Source organism: Elioraea thermophila (ex Habib et al. 2022) (assembly GCF_003336755.1).
Taxonomy (GTDB): domain Bacteria; phylum Pseudomonadota; class Alphaproteobacteria; order Acetobacterales; family Acetobacteraceae; genus Elioraea; species Elioraea thermophila.
Window position 1 is genome coordinate 228,019 of the sequence record NZ_KZ851831.1, and the last position, 15,949, is coordinate 243,967.

Below are 15,949 nucleotides of genomic sequence, written 5' to 3' on the forward strand. Positions count from 1 at the left end.
GCCGCCGCGGGTCGGCTCAGAGCGCGGTCGGGGTCACCTCGCCGCGCTCGATTCGATACGCCGCGTCCACCATCGGCTTGAGCAGATCCGGGTTGCTTTCCGTGATCAGGACGGCGAGGGCGGGCTCCGCGGCGCGCAGCCGCGCGAGCGCCTCGGCGTACCGTCTCGCCAGGGCCGGGGCGAGGCCCTGGAACGGCTCATCCAGCAGCACGAGCCGCGTTCCGGTCATCAGCGCGCGCCCGAGCGCAACCATCTTGCCCTGGCCGCCCGAGAGGCCTCCCGCCTTTCGCCCGCGCAGCTCGACGAGCTCGGGCAGGATCGCGAACACCCTCTCCAGGCGACGCCTCGTCTCGGCCGCGCCGAGACCGAGCACCTCCGCCGGCAGCCGCAGGTTCTCCTCCACCGTGAAGCCGGCGAACAGGCGGCGGTCCTCCGGGGCATAGCCGATCGCGAGCGCGGTGCGCCGATGCGCCGGCACCGTGCCGAGGTCCTGGTCGTCGAAGAGGAGCCTGCCTGCCGCGAGCGGCACCAGTCCCATGATCGCGCGCAGCGTGGTGGTCTTGCCGGCCCCGTTGCGGCCGATGAGCGCGACCCGCGTGCCGGCCGCGACGGCGAGATCGACGCCGCGCAGCACGCGCGTGCCGGCGATCGCCACCTCGAGGCGTTCAAGCGCCAGCATGCGCGGTCTCGACCCCGATCACCTCGCGCAGCACGGCCGGATCGGCGAGAACCTCGCGCGGCGGGCCGGCGACCAAGATCTTGCCCTGGCTCCAGACCGCCACCCGGTCGGCGTAACGCTCCACAACCTCCATGTCGTGCTCGACGAAGACGGCAGTGGTGCGCCGCGCGCGCAGCGCTCCGACCAGCGTGTCCATGACGGCGAACTTCTCGGCCGAAGCGACGCCGGAAGTCGGTTCGTCCATCAGCAGAAGTCTCGGTTCGAGCGCCATCGCCATCGCCACGTCGGTGAGCTTGCGCGCCCCTTCGTTCAGCTCCGTCGCCCGGGCGGTGGCGAGTTGGGCGAGCCCGACCTGTTCGAGCAGGCGCATCGCTTCCGAGGCGGTCGTGTGGTCGAGCAAGGGGGTGAAGGCGCGCCAGAAGCCCCGTCGCGCCGCGACCTTGAGCGCGACGTTCTCGATCACCGTCTGTTCGGCGAAGAGCTGAGGGATCTGGAAGCTGCGCGCGATGCCGCGCCGGACGATCGCGCGGGGCGCAAGCCCCGTGATGTCCTCCCCGCCGAACAGGATCCGCCCCGCCTGCGGCCTGAGGTAGCCGGTCGTCATGTTGATGAAGGTGGTCTTGCCGGCACCGTTCGGGCCGATGATGGCGAGGATCTCGCCCTCGGCCACGTCGAGATCGACACCGTCGGCGGCACGCACGCCGCCGAAGGCGATGGCGAGCCCGCGCGCTGACAGCAGGGGCTCGCTCATGCGCGGCGCCACCCGCGCATGACGAGATCCTCATAGAGACCCCAGAGGCCGCGCGAGGCGAACAGGATGATGCCGAGCAGCACCGCCCCGAGCACCATCTGCCACGCATCCGGCAGAGCGGCCGCAGCATAGACGCGAACCAGCTCGTAGACGACGGAGCCGAGATAGGGCCCGAGGATGCTGCCGCCCCCGCCCAGGATGGCGATGAAGACAAGCTCTCCCGACTGCGTCCAGTACGCAAGGTGCGGGGTGACGTGCAGCGTGGTGCAAGCAAGCAAGGCTCCGGCAAGCCCACCGAGTGCGGCCGAGGCCGCATAGGCGACGAGCAGGACGCGGCGCGCCGAGACGCCGGCGAACTCAAGCCGTGTCTCGCGCGTCTTGATCGCAACGAGCGCCTGGCCGAGCGGAGAGACGAGGAACCGCGCCGCAAGCCAGCCGAGGCCGAGCGCAAGGAGGAGGGCAAGCCCGAGCACCGCCCATTCGTAGGGCAGGCGCTCGAGCGCAAACCCGGCGACCGTGGGGCGGAACACGCGGATGCCGTCCGTTCCTTTGGTGATCGCGTAGAGTTTCTCCAGCAGCGAATGGAACACCATCGAAAAGGCGAGATTGAGCATGCCGAAGAAGATGTCACGGTAGCGCGCGACGAAGAGCCCGATCACGAGCCCCACCCCGAGCGCCACTGCGGCGGCGAGCGGCAGAAGCACGAGAAGGTCGGGCACGGCGGGACGGAGAAAGGCGACGGTGTAGGCGCCGATCGACAGGTAGAGCGCATGCCCGAAGCTCACTTGCCCCGCGCGCAGCAGCAGCAGGATCCCCATCACCGCGAGGCCCTTGGCGAGGGCGACGGTGAGGACGAACTTCAGCCAAGGTGCCAGGGCCGCGGCGGCAAGGATGCCGACCGTACCGAGAAGGGCGACGATCGTCGCACGCGGCATCATCAGACCCGCCGAAGCTGCGGTCGGCCGAACAGGCCGTGCGGGCGCACGAGCAGCACCGCGACCATGATGAGGTATGGGATCACAACCTCGAATTCGGGCGCGAAATAGACCGCGACCGAACGGCCGAGCCCGATCAGCAGCGCGGTCAGCGCCGCGCCCTCGATCTGACCGAGGCCTGCCGTGGCGACGACGGCGAAGGAGAGCACGATCATGTTCACCCCGATGCCGGGCACGAGGCTCGTCGTCGGCGAGGCGAGCGCACCGCCCAAGGCAGCGAGAGCGACACCGAAGGTGAAGGTGAACAGGTACACGCGGTCGGCGTCGATGCCGAGGGCGGTCGCCGCTTCCCGATCTTCCGTCACCGCAACGATCACTCGCCCCGTCAGCGTACGGCGGAGAAACCACATCAGTCCGACCAGGACCGCAAGCGCGACGCCGGGCAGGAGATAGAGCTGGTAGACGGTGTAGACGATGTCGCCGACCGCGACCTGGCCCAGGCTCCGCACCGGCGCGTCCTGGAAGATCGGCTGCACGCCCCAGATCAGTTTCTGCACGTCCTCGAGGATCATGAACAAGGCGAAGGTGACGAGAAGCTGCAGCACCTGCTCCTTGTCGTAGATCCGGGCGAGGATCAGCCGCTCGATCAGAGGTCCGAGAAGGGCGCCGACGATGGCCGAGGCAAGAAGCAGCGCGGGCAGCGCAAGCGCAGAAGAGAACCCGGCGGCGGCGATCGCCGCGCCGAGCGAGGCCGCGACATAGCCGCCGATGGCGAAGAACGACCCGTGCGCGACGTTCAGCACCCGCAGCACGCCGAAGATCAGCGTCAGCCCGACCGCGACCATGAAGACCTGCGCGGCATAGGCGAGGCCGTCGAGGACGGCGAGCAGAAGAAGAAGGGCCATGATCGGGACGAAGGGTGCGGGCGGCCGTTCCGAATGCGGCCGCCCGCCGGGTTTTCTTGCTCAGGCGCGATACGGGATCTCGGCCGGTGCGCGCTGTACCGCGGCGGGCGTGAGCAGCCGAACCCAATCCAGTCCCTTGGTGCCGATGGGATTCATGGTGAGTTCCGGTGGGAACAGCACCATCCGGTCGATGACCGGGAAGGGATACTCGGGGACGTGCTTCGTCATGCCGATCAGCATCGGTTCGAGCCCCTGGCCGTCCTCGCGGATCTTCATCCGTCCCGTCAGGTGGTCGAACTCGAGACCGCGCAAGGTGTCCATCAGCTGCTCGCGCGAGGGCCAAGTCCCGCCATTGGCGGCGATCGCCTTCTCGTAGGCCGCCTTCAGGGCGAACAGCGCCTGCGCCATGTGGAAGGTGGGATAGATCGGATAGAGATTGAACCGGGACCGGTACGACTGGACGAAGTCCCTCAACAGCGGCGTGTCCTTGGCCGTCGGGTGGAGGAACCAGTGATCGCCGCGCGCGCCGACGATTACCCCTTCCGGCAAGGTCTTGCCCACCCGCTCGAGGCTCGATTCGGCGAGCGGCAGCACGAAGGTCGAACGCTCGAACAACCGCCGCTCGGCGGCCTGGCGGATGAAGGTATCGAGCTCGCCGCCCCAGGAGGTGGAGAAGATCACGTCAGGCCTAAGCGCGAGCAGGCGCGTGATCTCGGTCGAGAAGTCGGTCGCGCCGAAGCGGGGAAAGAGTTCCGCCACCACGCGCACGCCGGGTTTCACGGCATCCATCGCCGCCTTCCAGATCGCCCAGGAGTCACGACCCCAGGCGTAGTCCTGGTTGACCACGGCGAGGGTCCGGAAATCCGGACGCACCTTGGCGAGGTAGAGAAGCGGGGCGACGATTTCGGGCACGGCGTTGGCCTGGGTGCGCACCGCGTAACGATAGGACGCCTCCTCGAAGATCCTCTGCGTGCCACAATCCCAGAGGATGGTCGGCATGCGCAACTGCTCGGCGAGCGGTGCGACCGCGAGACAGGAGCCCGAGGAGATGGAAGCGAGCATCGCGTCCACCCCCTCGTTCTGAACGAGACGACGGCACTCGCCGAGCAGGAAATCCACGCCTGGCGCCTCGTCGATGACGATGCTGCGCACCGGCACGCCGCCGATTCCCCCCGCGCGGTTCATCTGCTCGATCAAGAGGTCGGCGGCGTTCCGGCCGGGTACGCCAAACACGGAGGCGGGGCCGGAGAGGAAGGTGGAGATGCCCACCTTCAGTTCGCTCGGACGTCGCTGCGCGATGGCCGAGCGCGGCAGCAAGGCGGGAACGGCCAGAGCTGCCGTTGCCGAAAGGACGTGACGACGCGTCGAGGTGAGCACGACGAATCCCTCCCTATCCGTTGCGCGGCCCAACTCGTGCAGGCCTCGGGACGGATGCTACCGCGCGGTGGTGTCCGCGCAAGGGAGGTTCGCCCCGATCAGCCCGCCGGAACGCGTCGGGACGGCGCGTAAGCCCGCGTGGCGTGTGGGCAGTCGCCATGCACCTTCGGGCAGGTGCGGCCGCCGCGGAAGCTGCACAGCGAACGCTCGGATCCCCGCGTGCGGCGCACGAGGGAGGCGAGCGAGGCGATGAAACCGGCATCGGAATTGTGCGCCGGGGCGCGGAAATAGGCCGGCACCCCGAAATGCTTCGCCTCCTCGCGATATTCGATGTCGAGCTCGACCAGCGTCTCGCTGTGTTCCGAAACGAAGGCGATCGGCACCACCAGGATTGCCACCCCGTCCTGGCCGGCGCGCTTGATCTCCTCCTCCGTCGAAGGACCGATCCATTTCTGCGGCGTCACCCGGGACTGGTAGCAGACGACGTGATCGAGTTCCGGCACGTCCATCGCCGCCACCACGGCAGCGACGGTCTGCTCGACCTGCCATTGATAGGGGTCGCCCGCCTTGACGATGCTTTCGGGAAGTCCGTGCGCGCTGAACAGGACGCGAAGCGGGATCGACGGGTCGAGCTCCGCCCGTGCCTCGTCGTAGGCGCGGCGCACGATCGCCGCGGTCGCGCCGACGAACCCGGGGTCGGAGTGGTAGCAGCAGACGATCTTGGTCGGCGCCACCAACCCAACCTTGGCCGCCGCCTCCCGCCACGCATCGAGCGATGAGCCCGAGGTGGTGGTGGAGAACTGCGGATAGAGCGGCAGCAGGATCACCTCGTCGGGACCCCACTCCCGCACCGCTTTCGCCGCTTCCTCGCTCATCGGATGCCAGTAGCGCATGGCGACGAAGCACTTGGCCTCGATCTCGGGCTTGAGGGCCTGTTCGAGGGCCCGCGCCTGCTGTTCGGTGAGTTCCAGGAGCGGCGACCCGCCGCCCAAGATCTCGTAGTTCTCGGTTGCCGGGCCCAGGCGACGCTTGGTGATCAGCCAGGCGAGCAGCTGACGGATGGGCGAGGGGGCGCGGATGATCGCGCGGTCGGAGAAGAGGTTGTAGAGGAAGGGGCGGACGTTCTCGATCTTGTCCGGGCCGCCCAGGTTGAACAGGACGATCGCAACCCGGGGTACCGCACGCCCAACCTTCGGCCGGTCGACATCGACGAGGGCCGTCACCGTGTCCATTGCCGTCAGCTCCATCATCACGAGCCCCTTAAATAGGATCGGGCGCCGTGCCGTCCAGTCACCGCAGAGATTTCTCAATCCGTCGAGCGAATGATCGCCAGCAGCTCGGCCACGTGATCCGGGGGCGTTTCCGGCACGATGCCGTGGCCGAGATTGACGATCCAGGGCCTCTGCCGGATGTGGCCGAGAAGGCCCCGCACTTCCCGCCGCAACGCCTCCCCACCGGCGACGAGCGCCATCGGATCGATGTTGCCCTGCCCGGCGAAATCCTCGGGCAAGGTTCGAACCACCCATTCCACCGGCACGGCGGTGTCGACGCCGACGGCGTTCACCCCGGTGCAGGCCGCATATTCGGCGAGCATCGGCCCTGCACCGCGCGGGAAGCCGATCACCGGCACGTCCGGCAAGCGGGCACGCAAGGCGCGCACGAGACGGGCCGTCGGCTCGATGACCCAGCTGCGGAACTGCGAGGGGCTGAGCACGCCCGCCCAGGAGTCGAACAGCATCAGCGCTTCCGCCCCCGCTTCGGCCTGCTCCAGCAGGTAATGCAGGGTCGCCTCCTCGAGCCGGCCCATCAGCGCCCCGAACAGCGCGGGCTCGGCATAGGCCATGCGGCGGGCAGCGGCGAAATCGCGCGAGCCACCCCCCTCGACCATGTAGGCGGCGACGGTGAACGGGGCGCCGGCGAAGCCGATCAGCGCGACCTGCCGCGGCAATGCGGCGCGAACTCGCCGCACCGTCTCCATCACCGGTGCCCACACCGCACGCGCCCGCCCGAGATCGAGCGCCTCGATCTCGGCCATCCCCGTCACCCTTCCCAACACCGGCCCCTCGCCTGCTTCGAACCGAACGGGATGACCGAGCGCGAAGGGAGGGACGAGAATGTCGCTGAACAGGATCGCGGCGTCGAAGCCGTAGCGGCGAATCGGCTGCAGCGTCACCTCCGTCGCGAGGTCGGGGGCAAGACAGAAGGCGAGGAAATCGGGGGCTTCCGCCCGCACCTTGCGGTATTCGGGCAGATAGCGGCCGGCTTGGCGCATCAACCAGACCGGCGGTGGGGTCATCGTCTGGCCGGCCAGGGCGGCGAGCAGGGGTTTCGTCAGGCTGGCACTGTCCGTCATGCACAGCCAGCGTGACTGCGCCGAAGGGAAAAGAGAAGGGGAGGTGGCATGTTGGTGCTGTGGATGACGGGGACGCAGCGGAGGTGATCCATTGCCCCCAAGGTTATCCACAGCCAGGCCGACCGAAAAATGTTGGAAGAACAGGGATTGGGTGAAGTGGCCTTCATTCTGTCCCCTGGCATGGGAGAGGGGTGGTGCATGATCGGTTCGGTCGCTCGCTATCGGCGGATCGCGAGGAGGCTCTGCCGGGGTGGCTGTCCGTCCGCTCCCTTGTCCCCGGTTCCCACCATGATCCACAGCGGGGGCTGAGCCGGGGTTCGGGCTGATGACGCGCAACCGGGTTGATCTTCACCTGATTTCGGACGCGACGGGTGAGACGCTGCACAGCCTGGCCAGGGCGTGCGTCGCCCAGTTCGAGGGGCTCACCTTCGTGCAGCACCGCTGGCCGCTGATCAGGAGCCGCTTCCAGCTCGATCGCGTGCTGGCGGGGATCGAGGCGGAACCGGGGCCGGTCCTCTACACCCTGACCGATCGCAGCCTGCGTGCCGAACTCGAGGCGTTCTGCGATCGGCTCGGCCTGCCGGCGGTCTCGGTCCTCGACCCGACGCTGGAGATGCTGGCCAACTACGCGGGCCGACGGATCGCCGGCAAACCTGGCCGGCAGTACGTGCTGGATGCGGACTATTTCCGGCGCATCGACGCCATCCACTACGTCCTCGCGCACGATGACGGGCAGGGTGAGGAGGGGATTCTGGAGGCGGACGTGGTGCTGGTCGGGGTGTCGCGGTCGTCGAAGACCCCGACCTGCTTCTACCTCGCCAATCGCGGCATCAAGGCGGCCAACGTTCCGTTGGTGCCGAACCTGCCGCCGCCCGCCGTCCTCGATCGGGTCAAGTGCCCGGTGATCGGTCTCACCATTGCTGCAGATGCGCTGATCGAGATCAGGCGGCATCGCCTGCGGATGATCGGCCCGAGTGGGTACCATGTCTCCGAGAACAGCTATACCGACCCCGAGGCGGTGGAGGCGGAACTGCTCGCGGCGAAGCGGCTCTGCGCGCAGCGCGGCTGGCCGGTGGTCGACGTGACGCGTCGCTCGATCGAGGAGACGGCGACCACCGTGCTGCAGCTGATGGAGAGCTGGGAGCGACGTCGTGCCGAGGCGGCGGCACCGTCCGGGCCATCGCCATGAGCGGTGTGCTGCAGGCGGCGAACCCGCCGCTGGTCCTGGCCTCCACCTCGGCAACACGGGCCGGCCTGCTGCGTGCCGCGGGCCTCGCGTTCGAGACGGTTGCCCCCGGGGTCGACGAGGCGGGGGTGAAGGAGAGCGCCAAGGCGGACGGGCTGTCGGCCGAGGACTGTGCGCTCCTGCTCGCCGAACTGAAGGCGCGGCGGGTGAGCGAGGCGTGGCCGGAGGCGCTGGTGATCGGGGCCGACCAGATCCTGGTCTGCGAGGGCACCTGGTTCGACAAGCCGCCGGATCGCGCGGCGGCCGCACGCCAACTCGCCGCTCTCGCAGGGCGCACGCACGCGCTGGTCACGGCGGTGGTATGTCTTCGTGGTGGCGTGCGCGTGTGGCATCACCTCGCCGTCCCGCGGCTGACCATGCGGGCGCTGAGCGCGGCGACGATCGATGCCTATCTCGCTGCCGCCGGCGAGGCGGTGACGCGCAACGTCGGGGCCTACGCGGTGGAGGGGCTCGGCATCCGGCTCTTCTCCGCGATCAGCGGGGACCACGGTGCGATCCTCGGCCTGCCGCTCCTGCCGCTGCTCGGCTTCCTGCGCCAGCACGGTGTGTTGACGGACTGACAGCCGCTCGGAAGGCGTCTCGTCGGGCGGGAGCGCCGTCACGTCGCCTTTACGTTGACGCAATCGGTCAACGATACTGTCATGTCCGGCGATGCGATCCGCGTGATGAGTGCCCTTCCCCCCAAGCCCCTGATCGGCATCACCTGCTGCCTGAAACCCTTCGGCCTGTATGGCACGCCCAATCACGCGGCGTCCGACACCTATGTCCGCGTGGTCGATCGCGTCGTCGGGGGGCTCCCCTGTCTCATTCCCGCCATGGGAGAGCGAGGGGATGTCGCGGCATGGGTGGAACTCTGCGACGGGTTCGTCTTCACCGGGTCGCGCAGCAACGTCCATCCGTCGTTCTATGGTGGGCCGCCGCATCCGGCCGACACACCGGAGGACCCTGCCCGCGACGCCGTCACCCTGCCGTTGATCCGCGCTGCGCTCGCCGCCGCCGTGCCGGTGCTCGCCATCTGCCGCGGCATGCAGGAGCTGAACGTCGCCCTCGGTGGCACGCTCGATCAGCGCATCCAGGATCTGCCCGGCCGTCTCGACCACTCGACACCGACGGAGCAGCGCTTCGGACCGGTGCGGACGGGCAAGGCGCACCGCGTGCGCATCCGCGAAGGCTCTCCGCTTGCCGCCATCGTCGGCGGGCATGAGCTCGCGGTGAACAGCCTGCACAACCAGGGCATCGCGCGGCTCGCCCCTGGTCTTCGGGTGGAGGCGACGGCACCGGACGGCACGATCGAGGCCGTCACCGTCGAGGGCGCGACAGGGTTCGCGCTCGGCGTGCAATGGCACCCTGAGTACGATTTCGAGACGGACCGGGCGAGCAGGGCCATCTTCGAGGCGTTCGGGGCGGCGGCCCGCGCCCATGCGGCACGGCGGCAGCGCTATCCCGTCGCGCTCGCGGCGGAATGATCGACCGGCCGACCGTCACCCTGCCGCAGCCCCCTCTCTCGTGCTTCCCTCGACAGGCCCTTCGGGTGCAGTATGCTGCGCGAGGTCAGCAGGGGGTCTGGGTCATGCCGCCGCTCGTGAGGTTCATTCTCGGCCATGTCGTGGTCGGCACGGCTGCCGGCTGGACGCTGCTCGCCGCCCTGCTCGCGCTCGATGTCGCGGGGCTGCGCAGTCTGATCGCCAACTCTCCGGACGGGGCGCTGGCCGTCGGCATGCTTGCTCTGTTCTTCGCCATCACCTTCGGCAGCGCCGCATCGGGGGCAGCGATCATCTCGCTTGGGCGGGATGACCGCGGCGGTGGTCGGCGCTTCCGCTTCGCCCTGCCTCGGCTCGCCGAAGCGAAGGTTGCGGTCAGCCCACGACGGCCCGCGCCGGTGCTGCGGGCTGGCGGGCGGTGAGACGGGGCCAGCGGAGTCGCCTCGTCTTCGCCTGACCGTTTCCTCTCAACACCACGACTGCAGGTCAATCCCTTGGACGACGACAACGACGGCGGCGGCTCGATCGAAGCCCCGGTGAAGTTCTTCAATCGCACGAAGGGTTTCGGCTTCGTCACCATGGCGGACGGGTCCGATATCTTCTTCCACGTCTCGGCCCTCACGCCCCTGGGTCTCAGTTCGGTCGAACAGGGCGACGTGCTGGTTTGCGAAGTCGGCGACGTGCCGCGCGGACGGCAGGTGACCCGCGTGATCGAGGTGAAGCCTGGCGAAGGTGGGGCGCGACCGCCGAAACGGGAGTTCGGAGACCGTCCGCCGCGGCGTGAGTTCGGCGGTGGTGGCTTCGGCGACCGCCCGCCGCGGCGTGAGTTCGGCGGTGGTGGCTTCGGCGACCGCCCGCCGCGGCGTGAGTTCGGTGGCGGTGGCTTCGGCGACCGCCCGCCGCGTCGCGAGTTCGGTGGCGGCTCCTTTGGCGACCGCCCGCCGCGTCGCGACTTCGGGCAGCGCGCTGCCGCGCCAACGGGGCCATCCGAAATCGTTTCCGGCACCGTGAAGTTCTTCGACGTGCGCAAAGGGTTCGGCTTCATCGTGCCGGAAAGCGGGGCGGACGTGTTCGTGCCCCTCCGTGCGCTCGGAGCCGTCACGCCGGAGAGCCTCACCCCCGGTCGACGCGTGAAGGCGACCGTGGTCACCGGGCCGAAGGGCCGCCAAGCGCTCTCCGTCGAGGTGCTCTGACGTCGCCGGGGGCCGGGGCGGCCGGCGCGGCGTGGCACGCCGCCGCCAGCAGCTCCGCCACCAGCGGGTTGGGAAACCGCCGCCCGAGCGTGATGGCGTAGAAGCGCTGCGTCAGGCCGGGGATGCGGTGGAGTTCGCGCAACGATCCCTCGGCCAGTTCCCGCTCGACGATCAGCGGCGGCACCAGCGCGACCGCGCGCACTTCTCGTGACAGGAGGCGCAGCATGGCCATGTCGTCCACCTCGGCAAGCACCAAGGGCCTGACCCCGGCCTGTTCGATCAGCAGGTCGAAGCCGGCGCGATAGGAAGCGGCGCGCGACGGCAGCAGCATCGGCAGACCGTCGAGATCGGTCGGGAAAGCGAGGCGCTTGCGCCGATCGCGCGCGCGCCCGATCAGGCTCACGGGCTGCTCCGCCAGCAGCAGCGACCGCCAGGGTAGGGCCGCGTCGCCGGTCACCTCCGTCGTCGCCAGCACCAGGTCGAGGGTATGCGCAGCCAGTTGGGCGAGCAGCTCGTCGAGGCTGCCGGCGCGCAGCACGACCTCGATGTCGCCGCGCGCGAACAGGGGGCGCAGGAAGCGGACCTGGAAGTTGCGCGAGATGGTGGCAACCGCACCGATGCGGATCGTGCGCAGCGGTTCGGCGTGGCCCTTCAGGCGCAGCACGAGATCTTCCGCGCCGCGCACGATGGCATCCGCGTGCTCGAGCGCGATGCGTCCCGCTTCCGTCAGCACGAGCCGCCGGCCCTGGCGGTGGAACAGCGCGTGGCCGAGGGTGGCTTCCAGGGCGGCGAGCTGGATGGAGAGGGCGGAGGGTGAAAGGTGAAGCCGTTTTGCGGCGGCGGCGATGCTGCCCTCACGCGCGATGGTGCGGAAGGTGCGCAGCTGGTTCAGGTTCGGCGGGGCCACGCCACCATTCTATGAAACAGAACGATCGGTTTGGAACGTTGAAGTTTTCGCCACTCTTGGCGCCCGGTAACGGGAGCCCCCTGCAAACCTTGCCGGGGGAGTCATGTCCGGGGTCGACATCCTCGTCGCCAATCTCCTGTCGCCGATCGTGCTGTCCTTCGTGCTGGGCGCGATCGCGGGCTTGATCCGCAGCGAGCTCGAACTGCCGGATGCCGTCCTGAAACTCATTTCGATCTATCTCCTGTTCTCGATCGGGCTGGTGGGCGGGCGGGAGATCGCCAAGGCCGGCGTCGGCGAACTGGCCGACCTCTTCCTGGTCACGGTCGGGCTCACGCTGTTCATTCCGATCGCGACCTTCGTCACATTGCGCGCCTTGGGTGGGTTCGACGTGGCGAACGCCGCCGCCGTCGCCGCGCATTACGGGTCCGTCTCCTCCGTCACCTTCTTCGCCGCCATCGCGTTCGCGCGGGCGGCGGGCGGCGAGCCGGAGGGGTTTCTCACCGCGGTGGTGGCACTCATGGAGTGGGGTGTCGTCGTCGCCCTCTTCATCGCCCGATTCTCCATGGGGCGGCAGAGCGGGGCGCTCGATCTGCGCGAGCTGATGCTCAACACCTTGCGCGGCCGCGGCATCCTGCTGCTGTCGGGCGGCATGCTGATCGGTGGGCTCGCCGGCGATACCGGTTGGCGGCAGATCGCTCCCTTCTACGAGCAGCTGTTCCGCGGCTTCCTGATGCTGTTCCTGCTCGAGATGGGCATGACGGCGGCGCGGCAGATCCGCGACTTCGCCAAGGTCGGCGTCTTCCTCACCGGCTTCGCGCTGACCGCCCCGGTGGTGTTCGGCGTCATCGGCGTGTGGCTCGGCTACCTGATCGGGTTGTCGATGGCGGGGGCCTTCGTGCTCGGCGCGATCTGCGCCTCCTCCTCCTACATCGACGCACCGGCCGCCTGTCGCGCGGCACTCCCCGAGGCGAGCCCGGGGATCTATCTCACCGCCTCGCTCGGCATCACCTTTCCGTTCAACCTGCTGGTGGGGCTTCCGCTCTATTACGGCGTCGCCGCCTGGCTCTACGCAGCCTGAGGGGCCCGTGCTAACGCGAGGCCATGTGGAGACGGCGCGGAGTCCTGCTCGCGGGCGTGTTGGCGGCGACGGCGGTCCGGGCGCAAACTGGGCCGCAGCCGGTCATCACGCCGCTCGAGGAGCTCGTCATCGTCACCCGCGACGGGCGCCGCCACGTGTTCCGGGTCGAGGTCGCACGCACGCCGGACCAGCAGACGGTCGGGCTGATGTTCCGTGATCACGTGCCCGAGGACGGCGGGATGCTGTTCGACTGGGGCAGCCCGCGCGAGTCGAGCATGTGGATGAAGAACACGCTCGTTTCGCTCGACATGCTGTTCATCGCGGCGGACGGGCGCATTCACCGCATCGCCGAACGCACCGTCCCGCATAGTCTCGCTCCGATCGCGAGCCGCGGCCCGGTGCGCGCCACGCTCGAACTCGCCGCGGGCACGGTGGAACGCCTCGGCATCCGGGTCGGCGATCGGGTCGAGCACCCGATCTTTTCGGCCCGGTGAGGGCCGCGGTCACACCATCGGCCAGGGGCTGATGCGGAGCGCATCGGCCGTGTTCAGCCCACAGGTCGCGTCCGGCACCAGGCCGAGCCGCCCTTGCGCGGCGCGCACGGCGAGCACGGTGAGCCAGCCGTACTCGCCGTCGATGTCGCTCTTGCGCAGAAGGCCGAGCTTGACCAGGGCAGACTGCACGGCGCGGACGGGCTCACCCGTGCGGCACGGGCGCGTTCGATCGCCCTGATGTGCGGCACCGTGCTGCCAGGCACGGCGAGCAAGGTGCCATCCTCGGGAAACCAGACGCCGAGCGTGCAGCGCATGGAGCGATGGTCCACGCCGACGACACGCAAGGGCTTGCTGGGCCCGAGGGTGACGTCGGCCGTATTCGCCGGCAGGCAGCCGCGCAGCGCGAACAGCACACACTTGGCATCGCCGGGCTCGTAGCAGCCGGCGCGCGCCAGCCGCGCGAGCGTCGCGGAGTCGAAGCTGAACATCGGCGCCTACCCCCTTCGCTCGGCCATCACGCTAACCGGTTCGGTCACGGAATGGCAAGCGCGAGGCGGCGAAGGGGCGTCAGAGAATGAACCGCGACAGGTCCGCGTTGGCGGCGAGGGGGGCCACCCGATCCCTCACGTAAGCGGCGTCGATGACGATGGTCTCCCCCGGCCGGTCGGCCGCCGTGAAGCTGATCTCCTCGAGAAGCTTCTCCATCACCGTGTGCAGCCGGCGAGCACCGATGTTCTCCACCCGCTCGTTGATCGCGGCGGCAAGGTCGGCCAGCGCGTCGATCGCGCCCTCCTCGAACTTCAGCTCCACCCGTTCGGTGGCGAGGAGTGCGGTGTACTGGCGGATCAGGCTCGTTTCGGGTTCGACCAGGATGCGCTTGAGGTCGTCGCGCGAGAGGGGCTTGAGCTCGACGCGGATCGGCAGCCGCCCCTGCAGTTCCGGCAGCAGGTCGGACGGCTTGGCGAGATGGAAGGCGCCCGAGCAGATGAACAACACGTGGTCGGTCTTCACCGGGCCGTATTTGGTGGAGACCGTGGTGCCCTCGATCAGCGGCAACAGGTCGCGCTGCACGCCCTCGCGCGAGACATCCGCGCCTCGGAAGGTCGTGCCGTCGACGGAACGGGCGCAGACCTTGTCGATCTCGTCGATGAACACGATGCCCTGGTTCTCCGCCGCCTCGATCGCCTCGCGCCGCACGCGATCCTGATCGAGCAGGCGGTCGGACTCCTCCTGCTGCAGCAAGGCCCGCGCCTCGGCGACCGTGGTGCGGCGCGGCTTCGGCCGGCCGCCGAACATCTTCGCCATCATCTCCTGCAGGTTGGCGAGCTGCTGGCCCTGCATGCCGGGCAGGTCGATCATGCCGATCGGCAGCCCACCCGTGCCGTCCGCGACCTGGATCTCGATCTCCTTGTCCTCGAGCTTGCCCTCGCGCAGCAGGCGGCGGAACTTCATCCGCGTCTCCGCCGTGGCACCGTCGCCGACCAGGGCGGTGATCAGCCGTTCCTCGGCCGCGATCTCGGCCCGCGCGGCGACCTCCTTGCGCAACCGGTCGCGCGTCATCTGCAACGCGACCTCGACGAGGTCGCGGATCATGCTCTCGACGTCGCGGCCGACATAGCCGACTTCCGTGTACTTCGTCGCCTCCACCTTGAGGAACGGCGCCTGGGCGAGGCGGGCGAGGCGGCGGGCGATCTCGGTCTTGCCGCAGCCGGTGGGGCCGATCATCAGGATGTTCTTCGGCAGCACCTCCTGGCGCAGCTCCTCGGGCAGCTGCTGGCGGCGCCAACGATTGCGCAGCGCGATCGCGACCGCGCGCTTGGCGTCGTTCTGTCCGACGATGAACCGATCCAGCTCCGAGACGATCTCGCGCGGCGAGTAGTTGGTCATGCTCCGCTCCGCAAGAAACATTCGGGGGGACCACGGTGGTCCCCCCGCACCCCCCTCCGCAGATCTCCGCAGGGGGGCGCGGGGGGACGAGCTTCGTCCCCCCGGCGTTTCATAGGGTTTCGACGACGAGACGATCGTTGGTGTAGACGCAGATCTCCGCCGCGATCGCCATCGCCCGGCGCACGATCGCCTCGGCGTCCATCTCCTCGCGGTCGATGAGCGCGCGCGCGGCGGCAAGCGCGTAGTTGCCGCCTGAACCGATGGCGACGATCGCATCCTCCGGCTCGAGCACGTCGCCCATGCCGGTGAGCAGGAAGGAGCGGTCTTTGTCCGCCACCGCCATCATCGCTTCGAGGCGCCGGAGATAGCGATCGGTGCGCCAGTCCTTGGCGAGCTCGACACAGGCGCGCTCGAGCTGAGCCGGGTAGCGCTCGAGCTTCGCTTCCAGCCGCTCGAGTAGGGTGAAGGCATCGGCGGTCGCGCCGGCGAAGCCGGCGAGCACCGCCCCACCGCCGATCCGCCGCACCTTGCGCGCATTGCCCTTCACCACCGTCTGGCCGAGGCTCACCTGCCCGTCGCCTGCCATGGCGACACGGCCGCCCTTGCGCACGCACAGGATGGTCGTGCCGTGCCACGCCTGCTCGTTCGTCCCTGTCACGATCC

The 15,949-nt window shown here is 69.1% G+C and carries 18 protein-coding genes; 7 read left to right on the forward strand and 11 right to left on the reverse strand.

Annotated features, from left to right (window positions below; translation table 11 throughout):
- Positions 1–16: 16 nt before the first annotated feature.
- The 7 genes from DWB05_RS01030 to hemE all read right to left on the reverse strand — a co-directional run bounded on the left by DWB05_RS01030 (position 17) and on the right by hemE (position 7,000).
- Positions 17–679: an ABC transporter ATP-binding protein gene (locus DWB05_RS01030; RefSeq protein WP_114374094.1), complete on the reverse strand. Its 663-nt coding sequence runs from the start codon at positions 677–679 to the stop codon at positions 17–19.
- Positions 666–1,430, reverse strand: coding sequence for an ABC transporter ATP-binding protein (locus tag DWB05_RS01035; RefSeq protein ID WP_114374245.1), 765 nt, complete (start codon positions 1,428–1,430; stop codon positions 666–668). Before DWB05_RS01035 ends, DWB05_RS01030 begins: the two co-directional genes overlap by 14 nt.
- The gene (locus DWB05_RS01040) at positions 1,427–2,368 is read right to left on the reverse strand and encodes a branched-chain amino acid ABC transporter permease (protein ID WP_114374097.1); all 942 of its coding nucleotides are present in this window, start codon (positions 2,366–2,368) and stop codon (positions 1,427–1,429) included. The genes DWB05_RS01035 and DWB05_RS01040 overlap by 4 nt, the downstream gene beginning before the upstream one ends.
- Positions 2,368–3,270 carry a branched-chain amino acid ABC transporter permease gene (locus DWB05_RS01045; RefSeq protein WP_114374099.1) on the reverse strand — a complete coding sequence of 301 codons (903 nt, stop codon included), beginning with the start codon at positions 3,268–3,270 and terminating at the stop codon, positions 2,368–2,370. The genes DWB05_RS01040 and DWB05_RS01045 overlap by 1 nt, the downstream gene beginning before the upstream one ends.
- Before the next feature lie 60 nt (positions 3,271–3,330).
- Positions 3,331–4,647 carry an ABC transporter substrate-binding protein gene (locus tag DWB05_RS01050; RefSeq protein ID WP_198669016.1) on the reverse strand — a complete coding sequence of 439 codons (1,317 nt, stop codon included), beginning with the start codon at positions 4,645–4,647 and terminating at the stop codon, positions 3,331–3,333.
- A 98-nt stretch (positions 4,648–4,745) separates the two neighbouring features.
- A complete protein-coding gene (gene hemH / locus DWB05_RS01055; protein WP_456298217.1) occupies positions 4,746–5,897 on the reverse strand; it encodes a ferrochelatase in 1,152 nt (383 codons plus the stop codon).
- A 56-nt stretch (positions 5,898–5,953) separates the two neighbouring features.
- On the reverse strand, positions 5,954–7,000 hold the full coding sequence (gene hemE / locus DWB05_RS01060) for a uroporphyrinogen decarboxylase (protein WP_114374103.1): 1,047 nt from the start codon (positions 6,998–7,000) through the stop codon (positions 5,954–5,956).
- Positions 7,001–7,325: 325 nt separating this feature from the next.
- Here hemE and DWB05_RS01065 point away from each other — a divergent pair, with 325 nt between their 5' ends.
- The 5 genes from DWB05_RS01065 (at position 7,326) to DWB05_RS01085 (ending at position 10,920) form a co-directional block, all read left to right on the forward strand.
- Complete coding sequence (locus DWB05_RS01065; protein WP_114374105.1) at positions 7,326–8,189, forward strand: pyruvate, water dikinase regulatory protein; 864 nt, start codon at positions 7,326–7,328, stop codon at positions 8,187–8,189.
- Positions 8,186–8,806, forward strand: a complete 621-nt coding sequence (locus tag DWB05_RS01070) for a Maf family protein (RefSeq protein ID WP_114374107.1) — start codon at positions 8,186–8,188, stop codon at positions 8,804–8,806. The genes DWB05_RS01065 and DWB05_RS01070 overlap by 4 nt, the downstream gene beginning before the upstream one ends.
- 81 nt (positions 8,807–8,887) lie before the next feature.
- A complete protein-coding gene (locus tag DWB05_RS01075; RefSeq protein WP_232818339.1) occupies positions 8,888–9,712 on the forward strand; it encodes a gamma-glutamyl-gamma-aminobutyrate hydrolase family protein in 825 nt (274 codons plus the stop codon).
- Positions 9,713–9,816: 104 nt separating this feature from the next.
- Complete coding sequence (locus tag DWB05_RS01080) at positions 9,817–10,149, forward strand: hypothetical protein (RefSeq protein WP_114374109.1); 333 nt, start codon at positions 9,817–9,819, stop codon at positions 10,147–10,149.
- A 72-nt stretch (positions 10,150–10,221) separates the two neighbouring features.
- Complete coding sequence (locus tag DWB05_RS01085; protein WP_114374111.1) at positions 10,222–10,920, forward strand: cold shock domain-containing protein; 699 nt, start codon at positions 10,222–10,224, stop codon at positions 10,918–10,920.
- On the opposite strand, the gene DWB05_RS01090 is transcribed toward DWB05_RS01085, so the two are convergent.
- Positions 10,874–11,827 carry a LysR family transcriptional regulator gene (locus DWB05_RS01090; protein ID WP_114374113.1) on the reverse strand — a complete coding sequence of 318 codons (954 nt, stop codon included), beginning with the start codon at positions 11,825–11,827 and terminating at the stop codon, positions 10,874–10,876. The two genes, DWB05_RS01085 and DWB05_RS01090, sit on opposite strands and share 47 nt — an antisense overlap.
- Positions 11,828–11,930: 103 nt before the next feature.
- Here DWB05_RS01090 and DWB05_RS01095 point away from each other — a divergent pair, with 103 nt between their 5' ends.
- Together DWB05_RS01095 and DWB05_RS01100 are read left to right on the forward strand one after the other, a co-directional pair.
- Positions 11,931–12,905, forward strand: a complete 975-nt coding sequence (locus tag DWB05_RS01095) for a sodium-dependent bicarbonate transport family permease (protein WP_114374115.1) — start codon at positions 11,931–11,933, stop codon at positions 12,903–12,905.
- Positions 12,906–12,928: 23 nt separating this feature from the next.
- Positions 12,929–13,399 (forward strand): DUF192 domain-containing protein, encoded by a 471-nt coding sequence (locus tag DWB05_RS01100; RefSeq protein ID WP_114374117.1) that lies wholly within the window; start codon positions 12,929–12,931, stop codon positions 13,397–13,399.
- Between the two features lie 9 nt (positions 13,400–13,408).
- Here DWB05_RS01100 and DWB05_RS15180 read toward each other — a convergent pair whose 3' ends face one another.
- The 3 genes from DWB05_RS15180 to hslV form a co-directional block, all read right to left on the reverse strand.
- Complete coding sequence (locus DWB05_RS15180) at positions 13,409–13,816, reverse strand: peptidoglycan-binding domain-containing protein (RefSeq protein ID WP_269815547.1); 408 nt, start codon at positions 13,814–13,816, stop codon at positions 13,409–13,411.
- A gap of 150 nt (positions 13,817–13,966) precedes the next feature.
- Positions 13,967–15,286, reverse strand: a complete 1,320-nt coding sequence (hslU, locus tag DWB05_RS01110) for an ATP-dependent protease ATPase subunit HslU (protein WP_114374122.1) — start codon at positions 15,284–15,286, stop codon at positions 13,967–13,969.
- 109 nt (positions 15,287–15,395) lie between these two features.
- On the reverse strand, positions 15,396–15,944 hold the full coding sequence (hslV, locus tag DWB05_RS01115) for an ATP-dependent protease subunit HslV (RefSeq protein ID WP_114374124.1): 549 nt from the start codon (positions 15,942–15,944) through the stop codon (positions 15,396–15,398).
- Positions 15,945–15,949: the final 5 nt, after the last annotated feature.

Excerpts from the sequence above, each read along its gene's own strand:
- DWB05_RS01035 (WP_114374245.1), bottom strand. The coding sequence starts at position 1,430 with ATGAGCGAGCCCCTGCTGTCAGCGCGCGGGCTCGCCATCGCCTTCGGC.
- DWB05_RS01040 (WP_114374097.1), bottom strand. The coding sequence starts at position 2,368 with ATGATGCCGCGTGCGACGATCGTCGCCCTTCTCGGTACGGTCGGCATC.
- hemH (WP_456298217.1), bottom strand. The coding sequence starts at position 5,897 with ATGATGGAGCTGACGGCAATGGACACGGTGACGGCCCTCGTCGATGTC.
- DWB05_RS01100 (WP_114374117.1), top strand. The coding sequence starts at position 12,929 with ATGTGGAGACGGCGCGGAGTCCTGCTCGCGGGCGTGTTGGCGGCGACG.
- DWB05_RS01080 (WP_114374109.1), top strand. The coding sequence starts at position 9,817 with ATGCCGCCGCTCGTGAGGTTCATTCTCGGCCATGTCGTGGTCGGCACG.
- DWB05_RS01065 (WP_114374105.1), top strand. The coding sequence starts at position 7,326 with ATGACGCGCAACCGGGTTGATCTTCACCTGATTTCGGACGCGACGGGT.
- DWB05_RS01030 (WP_114374094.1), bottom strand. The coding sequence starts at position 679 with ATGCTGGCGCTTGAACGCCTCGAGGTGGCGATCGCCGGCACGCGCGTG.
- DWB05_RS01095 (WP_114374115.1), top strand. The coding sequence starts at position 11,931 with ATGTCCGGGGTCGACATCCTCGTCGCCAATCTCCTGTCGCCGATCGTG.
- hslU (WP_114374122.1), bottom strand. The coding sequence starts at position 15,286 with ATGACCAACTACTCGCCGCGCGAGATCGTCTCGGAGCTGGATCGGTTC.
- DWB05_RS01070 (WP_114374107.1), top strand. The coding sequence starts at position 8,186 with ATGAGCGGTGTGCTGCAGGCGGCGAACCCGCCGCTGGTCCTGGCCTCC.
- hemE (WP_114374103.1), bottom strand. The coding sequence starts at position 7,000 with ATGACGGACAGTGCCAGCCTGACGAAACCCCTGCTCGCCGCCCTGGCC.
- DWB05_RS01075 (WP_232818339.1), top strand. The coding sequence starts at position 8,888 with ATGTCCGGCGATGCGATCCGCGTGATGAGTGCCCTTCCCCCCAAGCCC.
- DWB05_RS01045 (WP_114374099.1), bottom strand. The coding sequence starts at position 3,270 with ATGGCCCTTCTTCTTCTGCTCGCCGTCCTCGACGGCCTCGCCTATGCC.